Origin of the sequence: Alteromonas sp. RW2A1, assembly GCF_001886475.1 — a bacterium.
In the GTDB taxonomy this organism is placed as follows: Bacteria; Pseudomonadota; Gammaproteobacteria; order Enterobacterales; family Alteromonadaceae; genus Alteromonas; species Alteromonas hispanica.
This window is the reverse complement of sequence record NZ_CP018031.1, coordinates 3,615,435-3,632,500: the sequence shown is the minus strand read 5'-3', so window position 1 is coordinate 3,632,500 and position 17,066 is coordinate 3,615,435. Positions and strand designations below refer to the sequence as shown.

Genomic DNA, 17,066 nt, shown 5'->3' with positions numbered 1-17,066 from the left:
CTTGATCGAAGCCCCGGTAAACGGCGGCCGTAACTATAACGGTCCTAAGGTAGCGAAATTCCTTGTCGGGTAAGTTCCGACCTGCACGAATGGTGTAACCATGGCCACGCTGTCTCCACCCGAGACTCAGTGAAATTGAAATCGCAGTGAAGATGCTGTGTACCCGCACCTAGACGGAAAGACCCCGTGAACCTTTACTACAGCTTGGCACTGAACATTGAACCTACATGTGTAGGATAGGTGGGAGGCTTCGAAGCACAGTCGCTAGATTGTGTGGAGCCGTCCTTGAAATACCACCCTTGTATGTTTGATGTTCTAACATTGGTCCCTTATCGGGATTGTGGACAGTGTCTGGTGGGTAGTTTGACTGGGGCGGTCTCCTCCCAAATAGTAACGGAGGAGCACGAAGGTTAGCTAATCACGGTCGGACATCGTGAGGTTAGTGCAATGGCATAAGCTAGCTTAACTGCGAGACAGACACGTCGAGCAGGTACGAAAGTAGGTCATAGTGATCCGGTGGTTCTGTATGGAAGGGCCATCGCTCAACGGATAAAAGGTACTCCGGGGATAACAGGCTGATACCGCCCAAGAGTTCATATCGACGGCGGTGTTTGGCACCTCGATGTCGGCTCATCACATCCTGGGGCTGAAGTCGGTCCCAAGGGTATGGCTGTTCGCCATTTAAAGTGGTACGCGAGCTGGGTTTAGAACGTCGTGAGACAGTTCGGTCCCTATCTGGTGTGGGCGTTGGATGATTGATGGGAGCTGCTCCTAGTACGAGAGGACCGGAGTGGACGAACCGCTGGTGTTCGGGTTGTCATGCCAATGGCATTGCCCGGTAGCTACGTTCGGAACGGATAACCGCTGAAAGCATCTAAGCGGGAAGCCGGCCCAGAGATGAGTCATCCCTGACCTTTAAGGTCTGGAAGGGTTGTTATAGACGATGACGTTGATAGGCAGGGTGTGGAAGCGTTGTAAGGCGTTAAGCTAACCTGTACTAATTGCCCGAGAGGCTTAACCATACAACAACGCCTAAAAGGCTTCGAAGAGAAGTTGGCGTTGTAAGCAAAGACAAGCTAAAAGCAAGATAGAGTAAAAAGTAAGTTACTCACTGATTGAATTAATATTAAACTTTCCGATTTGTTAGTTATTAAGCAACGATGATTAAATAGACTCTAAAGAGTACTGTTAGTCCTCCTTGCGCAGAAGTCACGACAAAAAGCATCGTGATTCTGCACTAAAAGTTTTTCCTGGCAGCCATAGCGATACGGTACCACCTGACTCCATTCCGAACTCAGAAGTGAAACGTATTAGCGCCGATGGTAGTGTGGGGTTTCCCCATGTGAGAGTAGGACACTGCCAGGTCCTTATTTCGAAAAGCCCTTGTCTTGAACGATACGTCCAACCATTTGATTGGATCCAATGCCAGGCTTCCCCAGTTACTGCACTGGCTCCCTGTTAGAAATTCCACCCTCAAACACAAAACAGGTCTGACTGAGTATCGGGCTTCGCGCTATTTTGCACGCTTACCCACCTGCCTTGCACAGTACCCTCAGTTTTTGACTACAGAGTACTCGCTTTGCTTCCTAACGAAAAAGCCCTTGTCGTAAGGAGTGATCCAAGAATGTTGCGAGTGTGAGGTGGCAGATGAACCCGTAGTAGTGAGTAAGGCTAGGCCGATGTTAATTGTTGTTCCAGCGTTAGTGTCGGCGGTAGCTGTTGTTGCGAGTTTTTTCATTACAAATTCAATCTATACAACTGTCGTTATTGCTTTCTTAGCTACCTTGGTGGCAAGTTATTTTCTGTCTAATCTCGACTCAAAATCCGAGTCCTCGAATGAAGCGCATCCAGCTGGCTCTGGGTATCTTGATAGAAACGCACCAAACGGTAACAAAATAAGTGCCTCGTCAAGCAAAATTGCTATAGGCGGCGCGTCAGTCTCATTCTTTCTCGATAAGTTATCATCAGCGTTTCGCGATCAGGTAAGCAGTATAAGTGAAATGAGTGGAAGACTTCAGAACTTAGAGTCTGGAAGTGCTTCACTTAAAGAGCTTACCAGCCAAGCAGGTGACGCGGTTTCCCTTTCTGACGAGAAGACTCAGCGTGGAAGTAGAAGACTTAAGAAAGCATTAGAACATCAAGAGTTACTTCGTGAACAGATTACTATTTCGTCTCAAACGCTCGTTGAGTTAAAAAGTAGAGCAGAGGGCATCAGCAATATTACTAACACTATTAATCAATTAGCTGACCAAACTAATATGCTTGCACTTAATGCCGCTATAGAGGCCGCTAGGGCTGGTGATCAAGGGCGAGGTTTTGCGGTAGTTGCTGATGAAGTGCGAGAGTTGGCGAAGAAGACGACAGAGGCAACATCTGGTATAGAGCATGTTTTACAAGACGTGAACCAGAGTAGTAAGCAAGCTGTTGAGACCATGAGTAAGGTATCAGAGTCGGGCGAAAGCATGAGCGAACTACTCGTTGAAAGTGAAACATTAATTGCAGAATCAAGTTTGCTTTCTTCTGAGGCAAGAACAGCAATGCTGTCGATGCAAGAAAATGTGTCGAATCTTGCTCAGGATAGTGGCGGTATTGGTGTTTCTATTGAATCATTACAGAACGCTACGAGTAGCCTGGAACATGATTTATCCGAGGTTTCCGAGCAGGCCTTGGCGTTAAGTACTCAGGCCGAAGACATTTTTAGGTTGTTAGAGTCGCTTGATATTGATGATGAGAATAGCCGAGTTCGGGATATCGCTATTAATACTTCAAAGCAAATAGGCAGGCGCTTTGAAAAAGCGATTAGCGATGGAACAATTAGCGAGAGAGAGCTGTTCGATTTCACCTACACCCCTGTGCCCAATACAAACCCTGAGAAACACACTACAGCGTTTGATAGCTTCACAGACAAAGTACTACCCGAGATTCAAGAGCCAATATTAGATAATAATGACTTTATCATCTATGCCGGGGCTGTAGACGTGAACGGTTACTTCCCAACACATAACATTAAGTTCAGTCAGCCGCTCACTGGTAATTACGATACCGATTTGGCCAATAATAGAACGAAAAGGATCTTTAGCGATAAAACTGGCAGTAGGTGCGGAAGCAATACTGAGTCTTTCCTCCTGCAAACTTATAAAAGGGACACGGGGGAGATAATGCACGACTTATCTGCGCCTATTTATGTAAATGGCAAACATTGGGGCGGCTTTAGAATTGGCTATAAAGCGAAGTAATGCACTGAATACGATTCAATTCCATGCGTCCTCAGAGTCGTTTGCAGGAAGCCAGCGGTGTTATCGTTGGCTGATTTATATTTAATAAGGCGTATTTCGGCCTTATTACCCTTTTATTTATATGACCATTAACCTACCATAACGCTCATCCTAGAGCGCAATGTAAATACGGTATGCCATCTCTCAAGCCCTACAGTACCTTCGGTCTTTCTACATCCTGCAACACAGTAGTCAGTTTCTCATCAGCAAATGAATTTATCGACGCTTATCGAAAATTCCCTGTTAGCTATATTGTAGGCGGGGGAAGCAACTCTATTTTTCTCGATGATTTTGACGGTGCTTTACTTGTCAATAATATTAAAGGCATTAGTCATTTCGATACCGACTCGCATCACTACATAAGCGCAGGCGCTGGTGAGAACTGGCAAGCGCTGGTTGAGTTGTGCATGCAGAATGGTTGGTATGGCTTCGAAAATTTGGCTTTAATTCCAGGCTCTGTGGGGGCAGCCCCTATACAAAATATAGGGGCATATGGGGTAGAAATAAACCGATTTATCGAGTCTGTTATTGTGACTATGATTGACACAGCAGAACAGGTACGGTTAACACCTTCCGACTGCCAATTTGGCTATAGAGACAGCATATTTAAGCATGATTTGGCCGGCAAGGCACTTATTGCGCAGGTGAATTTTGCGCTACCCAAAGATTATCAATTAGAGACTTCTTATGGCGAACTAGCATTGCTAACATCGCCAACTGCACTTGATATATATAACAAAGTCATCGAGGTAAGAAAAAATAAATTGCCCGACCCAGAGGTACTGGGCAATGCAGGAAGTTTTTTTAAAAATCCAGTTGTGAGTAACACGCAATTTGCCAAGCTCAAAGCGACGTACAGTGACATTCCTGGGTATTCGGTAAGCGAAAATGAAACAAAAGTGCCTGCAGCTTGGCTGATAGATTGTATTGGCTTTAAAGGAAAGTCTTACAATGATGTTCGATGTCACCCCACACAGCCTTTGGTGCTGACAAATTTAGGCAATGCTTCTGGTGATGACGTGCGTTATATGGCTACCGAAATTATTCATAGTGTTAGAAAAACCTTCGATATTGATCTTGAGCCAGAGGTAAGGCTTATCGGAAAACGTGGGTTAGAGACATTGTCGAACTAACATAGTGTATTGGCTTTTTATAGCAAACGTCGTTTAATGCTAAATGCTGTTACCTACTAGTCATTTATTTAAGAAGTAATGTGATAGTGACTGTCAGCGCAGGACCTCAGCGCAGGACCATAAAAGCACAGTAAAAGTAACGACGCTGCAATCATGCGAGAGTTATAAAGGATTGTTCAAATATGAGACAGGCATCTAAAGTAATAAGAAAACATATTTTAGCCTTATTGTCTGACGGCCACTTTCACTCAGGTGAAACTATTGCTCAACAGGTGGGGCTGTCTCGAACCGCCGTGGCGGGCCATATTTCCCAGTTATCCGATTGGGGGTTAGATGTATTTAAAGTAAAAGGTAAGGGATACCGTCTTGATCGAGGCTTTGAGATGTTAAGCGCTGATAGCATAAAGAAATACTTAGGCAATACAAAGCGAGCAATGATAGACGTGGAGTCTGTCCTTCCCTCTACCAACACCGAGATGAAGAAGCGTATTGCCAATAATCGCGAAGAACTTGCAGACGGCGACGCTATTTTTGCAGAAATTCAAACTGCCGGCAGAGGAAGACACGGCAGAGCCTGGTTGGCACCGGTAGGCGGAAGCTTAACGTTTTCTATGTATTGGTCGTTTCCCGACGGTTATCAAAGTATGGCTGGCCTGTCTTTATTAGTGGGATTAGCAGTATGCGATGCGCTTAAAGAATTCGGTGTGAATGATGCCGAATTAAAGTGGCCGAACGATATCTACCTTCAGGGCAAAAAACTGGCGGGTGTACTCATTGAAGTAGAAGGGCAGATAGGGGCGACAGCACATTGTGTTATTGGTATCGGTCTTAACGTTTGTGTACCAGACAATCAGTATGACGTGGGGCAGCCGCACAGCGATTTAGCATCTTTTTTAGGAAAGGTACCTGATAGAAATGAATTAGCGGCGCAGATTATTAAGTCTCTGTGGTCGTATCTACCTAAATTTACTCAACAAGGCTTTGGTCCATTTGTACCTCATTGGGAGGCGTTAGACTTGTACGGCGACAGACGAATTGTGCTGCAAATGGGAGAAAAACGTTTTTCTGGTATCGACAGAGGCGTAGACGCTAGTGGTGCGCTGTTGGTTGAAACACAAGATGGAATAACGCGCTTTCACGGCGGTGAGGTAAGTCTTCGTGGTAACTGAAGCATCGGTGTTATTGGTTGATGTAGGAAACACGCTTATAAAATATGCGTTACTGAGTAACGTGCATGAAGAGCCAAAAGCTAGTGATTCTCTAGAAAGTTTATTTTCTTTTGTCGATGTTCAAAAAAATATTACTCATCTTTATATCGCATCAGTGAGAAATCAGGACATGGTTGATGAAATATCAACCATGTGTGCAGCGAGAAATATTGCATTTGTAGAAAAGCAGACAGAAAAAGAAGCCTTCGGAATAAAAAATAGTTACGCCAATGTACAAAAAATGGGCGTGGATAGATGGCTTGCCATGATTTGTGCAGCCGAAAAAACAAAAAAAGCATTTTTTGTTATGGATGTGGGCACAGCAATTACCGTTGATTTTGTTGTTGATGGTCAACATTTAGGCGGTTGGATAGTGCCTGGCTTTAACGTTATGAGAGATGCTTTAGTAGCTTCAACAAAAAAAGTATTCGCTAATGATGAAATTCCAACCAGCTTTGGGGTAGGGACGGACACCGAAGAATGCGTAGCAACGGGGTGTCATGCAGCGGTTTATGGTGTTTATTTGAGCGCCGTTGATTACATATCAAGCAAACAAACCGAATTTGACATTATTTTAGGGGGGGGAGACAAAAAAGTGTTTGCATTCTTAGAATCCGCTGTTAACATTCGTCCCGCTCATTTGGTGGTGCAAGGTCTTGCCCGATATGCCAGAAAAGAACTTAGTGATTTTCTAGCGTAACCTTCTGATAGATTGAGAAATCGGTCAGAAAAGAAAAATGAAAATTTTTCAAAAAGACACTTGCACTGAGTAATTCATTACTCTAGAATGCGCACCCACTTGATGTAGTGCCGACTTAGCTCAGTTGGTAGAGCAACTGACTTGTAATCAGTAGGTCGCCAGTTCGATTCCGGCAGTCGGCACCATCAATTCTGGAGGGGTACCCAAGCGGTCAACGGGAGCAGACTGTAAATCTGCCGGCTCAGCCTTCGCAGGTTCGAATCCTGCCCCCTCCACCACTTTCTTTATGAGGTGGCCAGAGAATTAAGATTTGCGGGCATCGTATAATGGCTATTACCTCAGCCTTCCAAGCTGATGATGTGGGTTCGATTCCCACTGCCCGCTCCAAATCAGTGCTGATATAGCTCAGTTGGTAGAGCGCACCCTTGGTAAGGGTGAGGTCGGCAGTTCAAATCTGCCTATCAGCACCAGTTTTCTCCCCAGCTCATGTTGTAAAAATTCAAAATTTTTTTAATGTAACTTTGCTGGGATAATAGAAATGGCAAAAGAAAAGTTTGAACGTACGAAACCCCATGTAAACGTGGGTACAATCGGCCACGTTGACCACGGTAAAACCACGCTAACTGCAGCTATCACTCTTCGTTGATATTGAGGCATGGTCATTCTCCTTAGTAAAGAGAACACCATGCCGTAGCTAATTTATGAATTGAATGCGGGGATTACCGGACGGACACATCACAACTCAAGCTAGCAATATTTAGACTTCAAGTCACAAGAACTTAGAAAATCTTATAAGGATATTGGAGCGGGTAGAAATTAAATATAAAACCCTTCTTCAAATGCCTTTTTTTCTATATCTAATAAGGACAGGCATTGCTTCTCAGTAGGAATTTTAGACGGTATGGAAGCAGCTATGTCTAATATGCTCTTTTCTTTATGGCTTAGAGCAAATGACGACTTGTTCCACTCTATGATTTGTTTCCAGTACATGCTGCTTTTGTCGAAAACGTATTTTTGAGCTTTAATACCATTGTCGATGGACTGAATCGCTACAGCATCTTTTCTTTGTTCCTTTGCTTCATTAGGGTCTATGAGGAATTGTTCAACATCTCCGTTCAATATAGCTGACGATTTAACAACATTTTTCCAACAATCTTCCTTTTTACACCATTCACCTATATTGGTCACATGAGTTGGTGTGGTTTTTATTACATCGTTCACGACCTCAGCAATCTCCAATAAGTTCCGTAATAGCTCTTCCGGAAGTTTTTGCTGCCTCCATACTGAGATTAGATCAAGCTGTTTATTAGCGCTATCTGTTAAATCACGGAACTTCGCAATAGTATAAGTAACTATATTGGCCTTATAACCGCCATACCAGTCTTGCTTCATGATATTGCGGTCTAAATCTTTAAATATTATAGCTTTTGCAATAGCCTCTTTAAAAAACATCTCGTTAAACTGAGCTTCACTTTTTTCCCATTGACTAGTCATCGAATCAGCAAACTTACCAAAGTTTTTCTGGGCTCCCAGACTTACTATGTATGGTACTTTATCCCACGAGTTATAGAACTTTGCGAGGTCTGTCTTCGTTATCATCTGATTTTTAGGGTTAATTTTCTCAAATTTTTTCTGCTCAGCTGGCGTGAGTTTCGTTTTTGCGGTCATATACTGGCCTCGAGCGCGTTCGTAGAACCAATGTGTTTCTTGAAGCCCGCCGTCAATAGATGGTGCCCAAACTCTCCTTGATAACTCTTCAAAGCGCCAATGAAACGGACTATTTGAAAAGAAGTCTGCGGCGTTGACCTTGTTTTGAGTATTTGCATATTCAGATATCTTTGGAACAATATCTTCGACGTTTTCCGGCGGGACTATGGTAAGTTTTACTTGGATGAAAACTTGGGATAAATCAGCCTTTTCTTTTTTCAAAGTGTTATAGACTGCGGCTGTGGTCTGCCCACCGTTAACTATTTGTAGGTTTTTTAGTTTTGAAATTAATGAGATACCACTCTTTTCTATAGTCTCTATTTCTTCTGCTGTTGCGGTTAGCCCATTATTGAACGCAAAAAACATGTTTGGCTCATTAACGATAGTGTTTCTCATTCCCTTATTAACTTTGCCTTTAAATTGCAAAAAGGTTCTAACGTTTTGCTCCAAAAGCCTCTCAGTGTACTTGTCGTACAATTTCGATAACAGGTCACCCGGTAAAGCCAACAAATATGATTGAAATTTGTCAGATTCAGAGAATGCTTTTAAGCAAGGTAGACATTTTCCGAATTCACTAGCAAAATCAATCTCTATTGCTTCCTTTCCTAAGTTAGAGGAGTCGAGCCGGTAGATTCTTTCGATGTCCCAAATATCGAACGCTACATCTAGTTCGCCTACTTGAGTCTCAGGTATGCTCTTAATCGATTTGCTAATTTCAGAGTTAGTAATGATTATTACTCTGACACCAGATATTGTCGAAGACTTCAGAGAAATAGTTCTCACGAGAGGATAGGCTAGGTCACTTTCTTCCATCGACTCCATAAATGAGATATCTAAGCAACGCTCGAAAAAGCGAACGGGCCTCTTAGAGATTTGTAAAGCTAAAGAGGTAGTTAATCTCTCTAATTGATCACCATAGTGTGAAACTATAAGGGTGAGTGTTCCATTGTCATTGTTATGGTGCCAAGCATCTACTTTTAAACCTAATGTTTCTTTTTTATAGCTGCACACCGCATAGTTTTCTATAACAGCCTGTTCAACTAAATAGTCACAAATTTTCTCTACGAAGACAGGCTCATTGAACTTGCTGCCTACTTCCGCTTCACTGTAGATATCTTGCATAAATTTCGTGTAAAAATTATCTAGACTCATATGTTGTTAATTTGCACCGCTATGGAGCCATTACACTTGCGGCGTAATGGCGCCACCTAATTTGCACCTAATGGCGCCACCTGATTTGCGGTTAATGGCGCCACTTTAGTCACCCTTTTTACCCTCAAACTTCATTGTAAATAGCGTATCTTTATGTCTACTTTTTAGACAAGGAGATGCGCATGGCAAACAAGAGGTTTGAAATGTACCAATATCGACAAATACTCGTTCGGATGCGAATGGGTGAATCTAATCGTGCTATTGCCCAAAGCGGGTTAATGGGACGCAAAAAGGCACAGAAGTTGAGGGATACCGCACTTGAGCATGGCTGGTTAGATAAACTCAATCCCTTGCCTGACAACGCCCAATTGGCGACCGTGCTAAATGTTACCGTGCATACACCATCATCTAGCGTGTCTTCCGTGTTACCCCATGCTGGGAAGGTCAACAAGTGGATTGAAAGCGGCGTGCAAGGCAGCACTATCCATCAAAAGCTGGTAGACAGTTATGGTTTCACAGGAAGCTATTGGGCGGTAAATCGTTATATCAAAAGTGTGATTGCCAGTGAGCCAGGCAAGGTCTCGACAGTGATGGAGTTCGACCCTGGTGATGCGGTGCAAGTGGACTTCGGGTCTGGTCCGTTGATGGTGGATACCCGCACAGGCGAGCTGCGTAAAACATGGGTGTTTGTGATGACGCTAGCGTGGAGTCGCCATATGTACGGTGAATTTATCTGGGACCAAAGTGTTGCCACATGGCTATCTTGCCATCGCCGTGCGTTTGAGTGGTTCAACGGTGTACCCAAGCGCGTGGTAATCGACAATCCAAAATGTGCCATCACGAAAGCGTGTTATCACGACCCCGATGTACAGCGTGCTTATGCTGAATGCGCGGAAGGTTATGGTTTCTTAATTGCGCCATGTCCGGTGCGCGACCCGCAAAAGAAAGGGCGTGTTGAATCCAATGTGAAGTACATCAAGAATGCCTTCGTGCCACTGAAGGAGTTCCGCAGTTTAAGCGATGCCAATGCACAATTAAAAGAGTGGCTGGTGAGTGTGGCGGGTAACCGCAAGCACGGTACGACGCGTCTTTACCCTTTAACGCAGTTCAAAGAAGTTGAACAGGAATTACTTAAGCCCTTGCCTGAAGTGCCCCCGGAGGAAGCAGTATGGGCGCAAGCAAAAGTCCACGGTGATGGGCATGTACAGTTCGAACTCTGCCGTTACTCGGTGCCTTATACACTCATTCGCCAAACGGTATGGATACGCGCGGGCGATTCCACCGTGCGTATTTATCAGCAACACGAACTCAAAGCTACTCACGGTAGATTACGCCACCAAGGCGGTCGTTCAACGGTGCCAGAGCATCAACCACCTGCGGCGCAAGCCTACAACATGCAAGATCCTCAATACTGTTTAACCCAAGCAAAGAAGGTCGGGGAATACTGCCATCTGTTTGTTGAAAGATTGTTTGCGAGTCGCGTGCTAGATAACCTGCGCGCAGCACAAGGTGTGGTCGGCTTCGCCAAACGCTATGGGCCTACTCGCTTAGAAAGGGCCTGTTGCCGTGCGTTAACCTTCGACAATGTGCGCTACAGCGCCATTAAACAGATACTCGAAAAAGGCTTAGATGAGCTGCCCCATGAAACCAATGCGTTTGATAGTTTAAGCGACAGTTATACCGGTAAAGGTCGCTTCAATCGCGACCCTAACAAACTCATCCCACATTAAAAAAAGGAACAACCATGATTAACCCTATTCCAGAATTATCACCCTTACTCAAACAACTACGCCTATCAGGCATGACGGATTCACTGGCCCAGCGTAACCGCGAAGCCATTGAACACCAAATGACGTATCCTGAGTTCTTAGCCTTACTCGTGCAAGATGAAGTGGCAAGGCGAGACCAAAAGAAATACGCTACACGGCTGCGCCGTGCAGGCTTCAAATCCAATAAAACACTAGAGAGCTTCGACTTAAGCACCAACCCCACACTGAATCGCGCCTATGTGCAAGAGCTGGCAACCTGCGGCTTTATTGATGAAAAAGTGCCTGTATTAATAGCAGGGCCATGTGGCACCGGTAAAAGTCATTTAGCGCAAGCCATCGGGCACTGCGCGGTGCAAAAAGGCGTGGATGTACTGTTCTTTACCCAAGCCAAACTACTGGCAAATCTGTATGCCGCACGCGCCACCAACAGCTATGAAAAGCGCTTCCAAACCTTAGCTAAAGTACCGCTTCTCATCATTGACGACTTCGGTTTAAAGCCATTGAAATCGCCACAAGACGAAGACCTGCACGACTTAATTGATGAGCGTTATGAACAACACGCCACCATTATTACCAGCAACTTAGACTTTACAGAATGGGGAGATGCCTTCCCGAATAAACTACTTGGCGCGGCCACACTTGACCGACTTCGCCACAATGCCTATCGACTAATATTAGAAGGGGAAAGCTATCGAAAATTAAGACCTGAAAACAACATCAAAAACAACAAAACTGGACTCGCTCCAAAAAGCGGTCAATAATCAACTTGTTTGAGGGCAAAAAGAGCATGTTCAGGTGGCTCCATTACGCCGCAAATGGGTGGCGCCTTTAGGGTGCAAATTAACATATGTCTTCCATCCATGATTCATCGGCTAGAAAGGGCTCGCAAGCTACCAATTCGAGATCAAATGTTATATTGGTTAAACCATTAGGAATATCAGTAAGGTCTAGTCTAGGAAAACCATCCTTGACTTCATAGAACTTTTTTGATGAAACAATGTAGCAGTAGGATAAATACTCATCACTATAGGTATATCCCAACTCGAGTAAGATATCTTGAAGCTTTTCTAACTGCTGCGTGTTACCGGCAGTAATCAACTTTTGTTGAATTTCCGAGATTAAAGAGGGCAACGTGATTGCGCTTGATGCTTCTGGTTCAGTCCTTCCTAAAGTAACAACAAACAAAAATAGTCTGCCAAGTTGACCACAGAGTTGTTCAGGAGAAGAAATTCTCACCTTTGGTGAGGATGTTCCGTCTTGGCACTTCACTTCAATGGCTGTGTTATTAATACTAAAATCTTGTGTACTACCTTCTGGACCAGTCCAAAATTCAATAGCTTTTGCGATGCCGAACTTCGGTGAAACAAAGTCTTGTATATAAACCAACTCTCCAATTAATCCTTTGATTTTTCTTTCGCTTAAGATTTTCTCCTTATCCTGCTTTAAAAACTCGCGCCATCGTTCGATTCTACGAAATATTACCGAGACAATGGCTGAAGCATTAAGCGTTCTTGTCGTTGAAATGATATCGTTACATAAAGAAAAAAATAATTCCCAATCACTCGATTTTTTTAATGTCAGAACTAACTGCTGATTATCAGGAATCGAAGTAACCTCAATTCCAAGTAGCGCTGGAAACTTGGAAGGGAGTTTGCATTTGTCAGTTAATTTGCAAACAAAAAGATATTTACCAGCTCTGTCTTTCGCCCAATAAATATCTAAAGGGTGTTTGTGATCAATGCGACGAGCTGATAGCTCTGATTTGGGTGTTTTAATATGTTCCCACGGGTTATTCATCGATTGGTTCCTCTTCATCTAACAGAGCTCCAAACTCCTGATTCCACCATGTAGTGTTAACAACATACTCAACCAAATCCTCTGGCTTGCCAGTTCCAGTTTCCCCGGGGAAACTAATACTCCACGCTACGGCAGAATCGTTTTTGAGTACCCTCTCATCATCATTTGTTACGCAGTCTATTAAGTAAAGTGAAAGTAATGGTCGCTCTCTAACTTTTCTGAGATTTTTGCCACTAAGCGATTCCGTGCTTTGAAGATTTTTGAGAACTACTGGTTCGATTCCTGCTCTCTCCCAAGACGGAGAACTAAACCGTCTTTTACTAGATGTTATAGAGTTATTTGTGTAATTGACTACTGTCCTTAGCACTGGAGCCATTTTCATCATGTCTGCGAGAATTAGTATTTTTTTCTCATCATGAGGTTTCGAATTGCTGATAAATTGCACATTCCAAGTTGTATTGAGCTTGCTGATGAAATTTATTATCGGTTTATGTTCTGTCAAATTTGAACCGGGATGATTCGAAAAACTTTGGATAAAACGTTTGATATAGCTATCAGGTATATGGTTGAACAAGTAATTACTATTTGATGATGGTTCTAGTTGATAGTTAGCCAGTAAACTTTTAGCTAGTGTAAGAAGAGATGTTAAATTATTCTCTATTGCTACTTCTGATGTCGCCAGAACAGTCGTTTCAATATGTCTTCCATGAAGGCTTATTTGACGCAAAACATTGGTGCCTGACCGCATTTTGTTCCTTGCAGTCACTATAAGTGATTCAGGATGGCTCCTAACACATAAACCGAATTCTTCCGGCGTCAGTTTTGCGTTCTCCATTCTTTTAAATTCATCTCTTAACTCTTCGGTTACATCCGATATGTGCTGATACCAAGATATCGCGTCACTTGGCATATAAAGTCTGCATAAATCCTCATAACCATCACGATACCCAAACCATCGTCCCATCTGCATTAAGGTGTCATACATTTGAGTATTTCTAATGAAGTAACTGACGGTTAGTCCCTCAAGTGTAAGGCCTCTAGATAGACTTAACCCCCCTACAGCGATAATGCTTCTTCCATTGGGATACTTTTCTTTGCTGTAATCGAGTGGTTCAGAGCTTTTTGATGCATTCACCTCAATTGTTTTAACTGGAGAAACAGCTTTTTTTAAATTTTTCTGAATAAGCTCCCAAGAGAATTCAACTTTTGAGAACTCCTTATCAAAAGATGTTTTTAAATCTTTTATAAAATTATTTTTAATTGCTTGATTAGTATCTAATGCATAGTTGTTAATAATATTTGTACGCATTTCATCAACGTATTCATGAACCTGTAATTTGACATGGCTTTGAATGTCTGTGAAACGACTTACATTGATTAGCATAGAGTTATTCTTAGTTTCCTGATTCCTTAATATTCTAATTGCTCTTACTAATATAAATATGCGTATCGCTTCCTCCAGAGAACGTGGAAGGGCTATGGGATATTCGTCTTTTTTATGAGATGCTGGTATCAAATCTTCAAAGTCGTTAATCTCTCTAACCATATCCAAATCTGAGTCTGAACTGAATATTCTTTTTGAGCCAACGTAATTAGTTGGGGCATCTAAGCTTATAATGAAGTCTCGTGGAAATAGCTCATCCCCAATCATCTCATCATTGCTATCAGGATCTATAAATATATTTGCAAAGGGTGTTGCTGTGTATCCAAGATACATATTTTGACGGAACAGTTTTAATAACTCTCTTATTTTACTATTTATTGCGGTAGCATCTTTATCTTCTTTGTTGGTATTTATTGAGGCATGGTCTGCTTCATCATCGATCAGTAAAAATGGGAATTGGTCTAAATCTAGATTATTGTTATTCAACCAATTAATGAGATTTTGGAGTATTGACTTATTTTTCTTAATTACAAGAACGACAGGTTGATTAAAGTTACCAATTCCAGAACGTATTTGTTGAGCTATAGTGTTCTTAAAGTCATGAACAGTTGTAGTAAATGAAACTGGGACGTTTTCGTAAGAATATTCGCCTACTCCAACCAACCTCTTTTTTAGAGGTATATTATCTAATTGTGTTGAGCTATCTACTCCAATAAAGCCTTCATCAATTCTTTCTTGAGTTTGGCTCCTTAGCGCACTTAATATGCCAGCTAAAACGATTATTACTTTGTAACCAGCATCGGCAGCTTTGTTGATAACTCCAGTATAATTAGCTGTTTTTCCAGATTGCACATGTCCGACTACAAGACCCTTACGGGACCAGTCCCCAGTTTTCTTAGGGTATTCAAGATGGTCCAATATTTTATCTGTAACAAGGTCTAGTTGTGTAACAACCTTAGGGGGAAACCCTGAGTTTGTGAGATGTCGTTTGTACCTCTCCCAAAAAAACCAAGATATATCACCCCTATGCTCTTCTAACCAAGGTGTGTAGTCTTCAGCTTCAAACGCAACACCTAGCTCCATACTTATATCAAACCGCTCCTCCAATTTTGATGTAATGAAATTTAATTCTTCTGTATTAGTAACATTTAGATTCTGTGCCATCATTTTAACAGCAGTAAAAATTTGCTCACGAGTAATGTTTTCAAGATTTCTTTCACCTAACTGAACGATTAAAAACTTTTCAGTTAAGTCTTCTATTTGATTTAACTTCGATATATCAGTCATAGTTCAACTCCATTTGTTCTATTATTTTAGCAGTTGTCTTTCGATTTGAAGCCATGGGTTCTATTTGTAAAAGCTTTGAAATAATTTTGTCTTTGTCTAAATTTTCAGCCTTAAATAATGGATAGAACATACTAATGATTCCTTTTAGTTCATCTTCGTCAACCACTGGCTTGTCGATGCTTTCAGGGGAATTCGCAAAATCGTTGAAATACAAATCAGAGGGAAATGATGCTTCTATTGATTTTAAAATAGCGGAGAGGCTAGTGTTGGACTGAGTATCTAGCTGGTTTGTTATCGACATTATCATCGGATGTTGCCTGTTAATGAGATAACTGACCTTGCCCGAACTAATTTTGCGATGCCAAAAGGGTTCGAGAATCTGGGACTCTAATTTATACCCTTTTTGCTTGAATACTCGTTTCCCAGAATATTCTACTTCAGAAATTATTTGCTTTAACCCTCGTTTTACTGCTTCTGGAGGGCTTGCATTTGATTTTTTAACATCTATTTTCCAAATATGATCTAAAGAGTTTGGAATATCTATGCGAACTCTTATAAGTTTAGTAAGCTCTTCTTTCGGCATAAGCCTAAACCAAGTACTTTTTATTATTAGGCGTTTATTTCTGTATACGTAAAAGCCCTGATTATGCAGGTAACCACCGTCTCCTGCATATTTTTCATATTCTTCAGCAGATACTTTTGTGTAGTGAGGTAACACATACGGTTGAACTTGAATCTTTTTAGAATCAACCTGAATAATTTGAGAAGGAAGTTCAATAGTTGCATTGCTGGACATATTGAATGGATCTCTCGCTATCAAAGGATCGCTATTAATTGAAATTTTTAAAGATTGTTTACCCGGCCCCGCAGCCAAGAACCTGTGAAAAATCAACTCTAAATGATTCCTTGAATGGTCAATTAATTCATTTAGTTTCTTTTCTCTTACTTTTAGGGAGTCAAAGTCGTCTAGACGGTCTAACTTCCTCCACAGCACAATAGTTCCGCTTTCCTGTTCGTTAAGAGCTGTAATTAAATTTGGAATCTCTTTAATTAGTTCTAGATCTGTCTCCTCGAGTATGCTTACCCGCCAACCTTGTTCTGAATTATCCTTTATTGAATCCAAATCCCATTCCATAGCGTGAACAGTGTCTTGTTTTTTAGATATAACCGTGAGTTTTCTGCACTGTGAGAATGTCGCCGTTTTCAATCCTAGGCCAAATCGGCCCAAATCATTTGCTTTACGTTCATCAAGAGGATTAAAACTTCCTAACTTCATGGCCAAAAGCAAGGTTTCGTAGGACATGCCACAACCATCATCTTGTATGGCGAGCCAAGGTAAACCATCGTTCCATGAAAAATCGATATTTATTTTCTTTGCTTTGGCAGTGATTGAATTGTCGATTACATCTGCTAAGGCTGTTTCCATTGAATAACCAATGTCTCGAAGAGACTCTATCAGTGAAGATGGTGACGGACTCAAGTTTTCATATCGCATTATTTAATCCATTTACTTACATGTATTAACCAGTATCTTTTGTGTATCAATTGTTACTACGAACAATGATTTCTGTGATACTTATCAGCCGTCAAAGCTAAATTTTAATAGGGTTGGCATAGAAGCTTCTTTATTTTGTGAATAGTTGAGCGTCTCTAG

At 42.0% G+C, this 17,066-nt stretch carries 10 protein-coding genes, 4 tRNA genes, 2 rRNA genes and 1 pseudogene (1 of these 17 only partly in view); 13 read left to right on the top strand and 4 right to left on the bottom strand.

Annotation, left to right across the window (positions count from 1 at the left end; all coding sequences use genetic code 11):
* The 11 genes and pseudogenes from BM528_RS16025 to BM528_RS15975 all read left to right on the top strand — a co-directional run.
* Positions 1-1,022: ribosomal RNA gene (locus BM528_RS16025) — 23S ribosomal RNA — on the top strand (it extends 1,871 nt beyond the left edge of the window).
* Between the two features lie 227 nt (positions 1,023-1,249).
* A 5S ribosomal RNA gene (rrf, locus tag BM528_RS16020) occupies positions 1,250-1,365 on the top strand.
* A 314-nt stretch (positions 1,366-1,679) separates the two neighbouring features.
* Positions 1,680-3,236 (top strand): methyl-accepting chemotaxis protein, encoded by a 1,557-nt coding sequence (locus BM528_RS16015; RefSeq protein WP_071980699.1) that lies wholly within the window; start codon positions 1,680-1,682, stop codon positions 3,234-3,236.
* Positions 3,237-3,409: 173 nt separating this feature from the next.
* Positions 3,410-4,408 carry a UDP-N-acetylmuramate dehydrogenase gene (gene murB / locus BM528_RS16010; protein ID WP_071980698.1) on the top strand — a complete coding sequence of 333 codons (999 nt, stop codon included), beginning with the start codon at positions 3,410-3,412 and terminating at the stop codon, positions 4,406-4,408.
* Between the two features lie 182 nt (positions 4,409-4,590).
* Positions 4,591-5,577: a bifunctional biotin--[acetyl-CoA-carboxylase] ligase/biotin operon repressor BirA gene (gene birA, locus BM528_RS16005; RefSeq protein WP_071980697.1), complete on the top strand. Its 987-nt coding sequence runs from the start codon at positions 4,591-4,593 to the stop codon at positions 5,575-5,577.
* Between the two features lie 7 nt (positions 5,578-5,584).
* Entirely contained in the window at positions 5,585-6,316 is a 732-nt protein-coding gene (locus BM528_RS16000; protein ID WP_232230512.1) for a type III pantothenate kinase, read from the top strand.
* A 109-nt stretch (positions 6,317-6,425) separates the two neighbouring features.
* Positions 6,426-6,501 (top strand) — tRNA-Thr (locus tag BM528_RS15995).
* Between the two features lie 8 nt (positions 6,502-6,509).
* Positions 6,510-6,594 (top strand) — tRNA-Tyr (locus tag BM528_RS15990).
* Between the two features lie 34 nt (positions 6,595-6,628).
* Positions 6,629-6,703, top strand: a tRNA-Gly gene (locus tag BM528_RS15985).
* A gap of 7 nt (positions 6,704-6,710) precedes the next feature.
* A tRNA-Thr gene (locus BM528_RS15980) sits at positions 6,711-6,786 on the top strand.
* Between the two features lie 68 nt (positions 6,787-6,854).
* Positions 6,855-6,953: pseudogene (locus BM528_RS15975) on the top strand (GTP-binding protein); the annotation flags it as partial.
* Between the two features lie 179 nt (positions 6,954-7,132).
* Here the strand turns inward: BM528_RS15975 and BM528_RS15970 are convergent.
* A complete protein-coding gene (locus tag BM528_RS15970) occupies positions 7,133-9,145 on the bottom strand; it encodes an AIPR family protein (RefSeq protein WP_198033571.1) in 2,013 nt (670 codons plus the stop codon).
* Between the two features lie 233 nt (positions 9,146-9,378).
* Here BM528_RS15970 and istA point away from each other — a divergent pair, with 233 nt between their 5' ends.
* Both istA and istB read left to right on the top strand, forming a co-directional pair.
* Entirely contained in the window at positions 9,379-10,905 is a 1,527-nt protein-coding gene (istA, locus tag BM528_RS15965; RefSeq protein WP_083595408.1) for an IS21 family transposase, read from the top strand.
* 14 nt (positions 10,906-10,919) lie between these two features.
* Positions 10,920-11,705: an IS21-like element helper ATPase IstB gene (istB, locus tag BM528_RS15960; RefSeq protein WP_269529678.1), complete on the top strand. Its 786-nt coding sequence runs from the start codon at positions 10,920-10,922 to the stop codon at positions 11,703-11,705.
* A 79-nt stretch (positions 11,706-11,784) separates the two neighbouring features.
* On the opposite strand, the gene BM528_RS15955 is transcribed toward istB, so the two are convergent.
* Genes BM528_RS15955 through BM528_RS15945 form a run of 3 tightly spaced genes read right to left on the bottom strand, consistent with a single transcriptional unit; the run spans position 11,785 to position 16,838 of the window.
* Positions 11,785-12,741 (bottom strand): PD-(D/E)XK motif protein, encoded by a 957-nt coding sequence (locus BM528_RS15955; protein ID WP_071980693.1) that lies wholly within the window; start codon positions 12,739-12,741, stop codon positions 11,785-11,787.
* Positions 12,734-15,412, bottom strand: a complete 2,679-nt coding sequence (locus BM528_RS15950) for a Z1 domain-containing protein (protein WP_071980692.1) — start codon at positions 15,410-15,412, stop codon at positions 12,734-12,736. Before BM528_RS15950 ends, BM528_RS15955 begins: the two co-directional genes overlap by 8 nt.
* The gene (locus BM528_RS15945; protein WP_198033570.1) at positions 15,405-16,838 is read right to left on the bottom strand and encodes an ATP-binding protein; all 1,434 of its coding nucleotides are present in this window, start codon (positions 16,836-16,838) and stop codon (positions 15,405-15,407) included. The genes BM528_RS15950 and BM528_RS15945 overlap by 8 nt, the downstream gene beginning before the upstream one ends.
* Positions 16,839-17,066 lie beyond the last annotated feature (228 nt).

Coding starts and splice junctions, on each gene's coding strand:
- istB (WP_269529678.1), top strand. CDS start 10,920: ATGATTAACCCTATTCCAGAATTATCACCCTTACTCAAACAACTACGC.
- murB (WP_071980698.1), top strand. CDS start 3,410: ATGCCATCTCTCAAGCCCTACAGTACCTTCGGTCTTTCTACATCCTGC.
- BM528_RS15945 (WP_198033570.1), bottom strand. CDS start 16,838: ATGGAAACAGCCTTAGCAGATGTAATCGACAATTCAATCACTGCCAAA.
- birA (WP_071980697.1), top strand. CDS start 4,591: ATGAGACAGGCATCTAAAGTAATAAGAAAACATATTTTAGCCTTATTG.
- istA (WP_083595408.1), top strand. CDS start 9,379: ATGTACCAATATCGACAAATACTCGTTCGGATGCGAATGGGTGAATCT.
- BM528_RS15955 (WP_071980693.1), bottom strand. CDS start 12,741: ATGAATAACCCGTGGGAACATATTAAAACACCCAAATCAGAGCTATCA.
- BM528_RS15970 (WP_198033571.1), bottom strand. CDS start 9,145: ATGCAAGATATCTACAGTGAAGCGGAAGTAGGCAGCAAGTTCAATGAG.
- BM528_RS15950 (WP_071980692.1), bottom strand. CDS start 15,412: ATGACTGATATATCGAAGTTAAATCAAATAGAAGACTTAACTGAAAAG.
- BM528_RS16015 (WP_071980699.1), top strand. CDS start 1,680: ATGTTAATTGTTGTTCCAGCGTTAGTGTCGGCGGTAGCTGTTGTTGCG.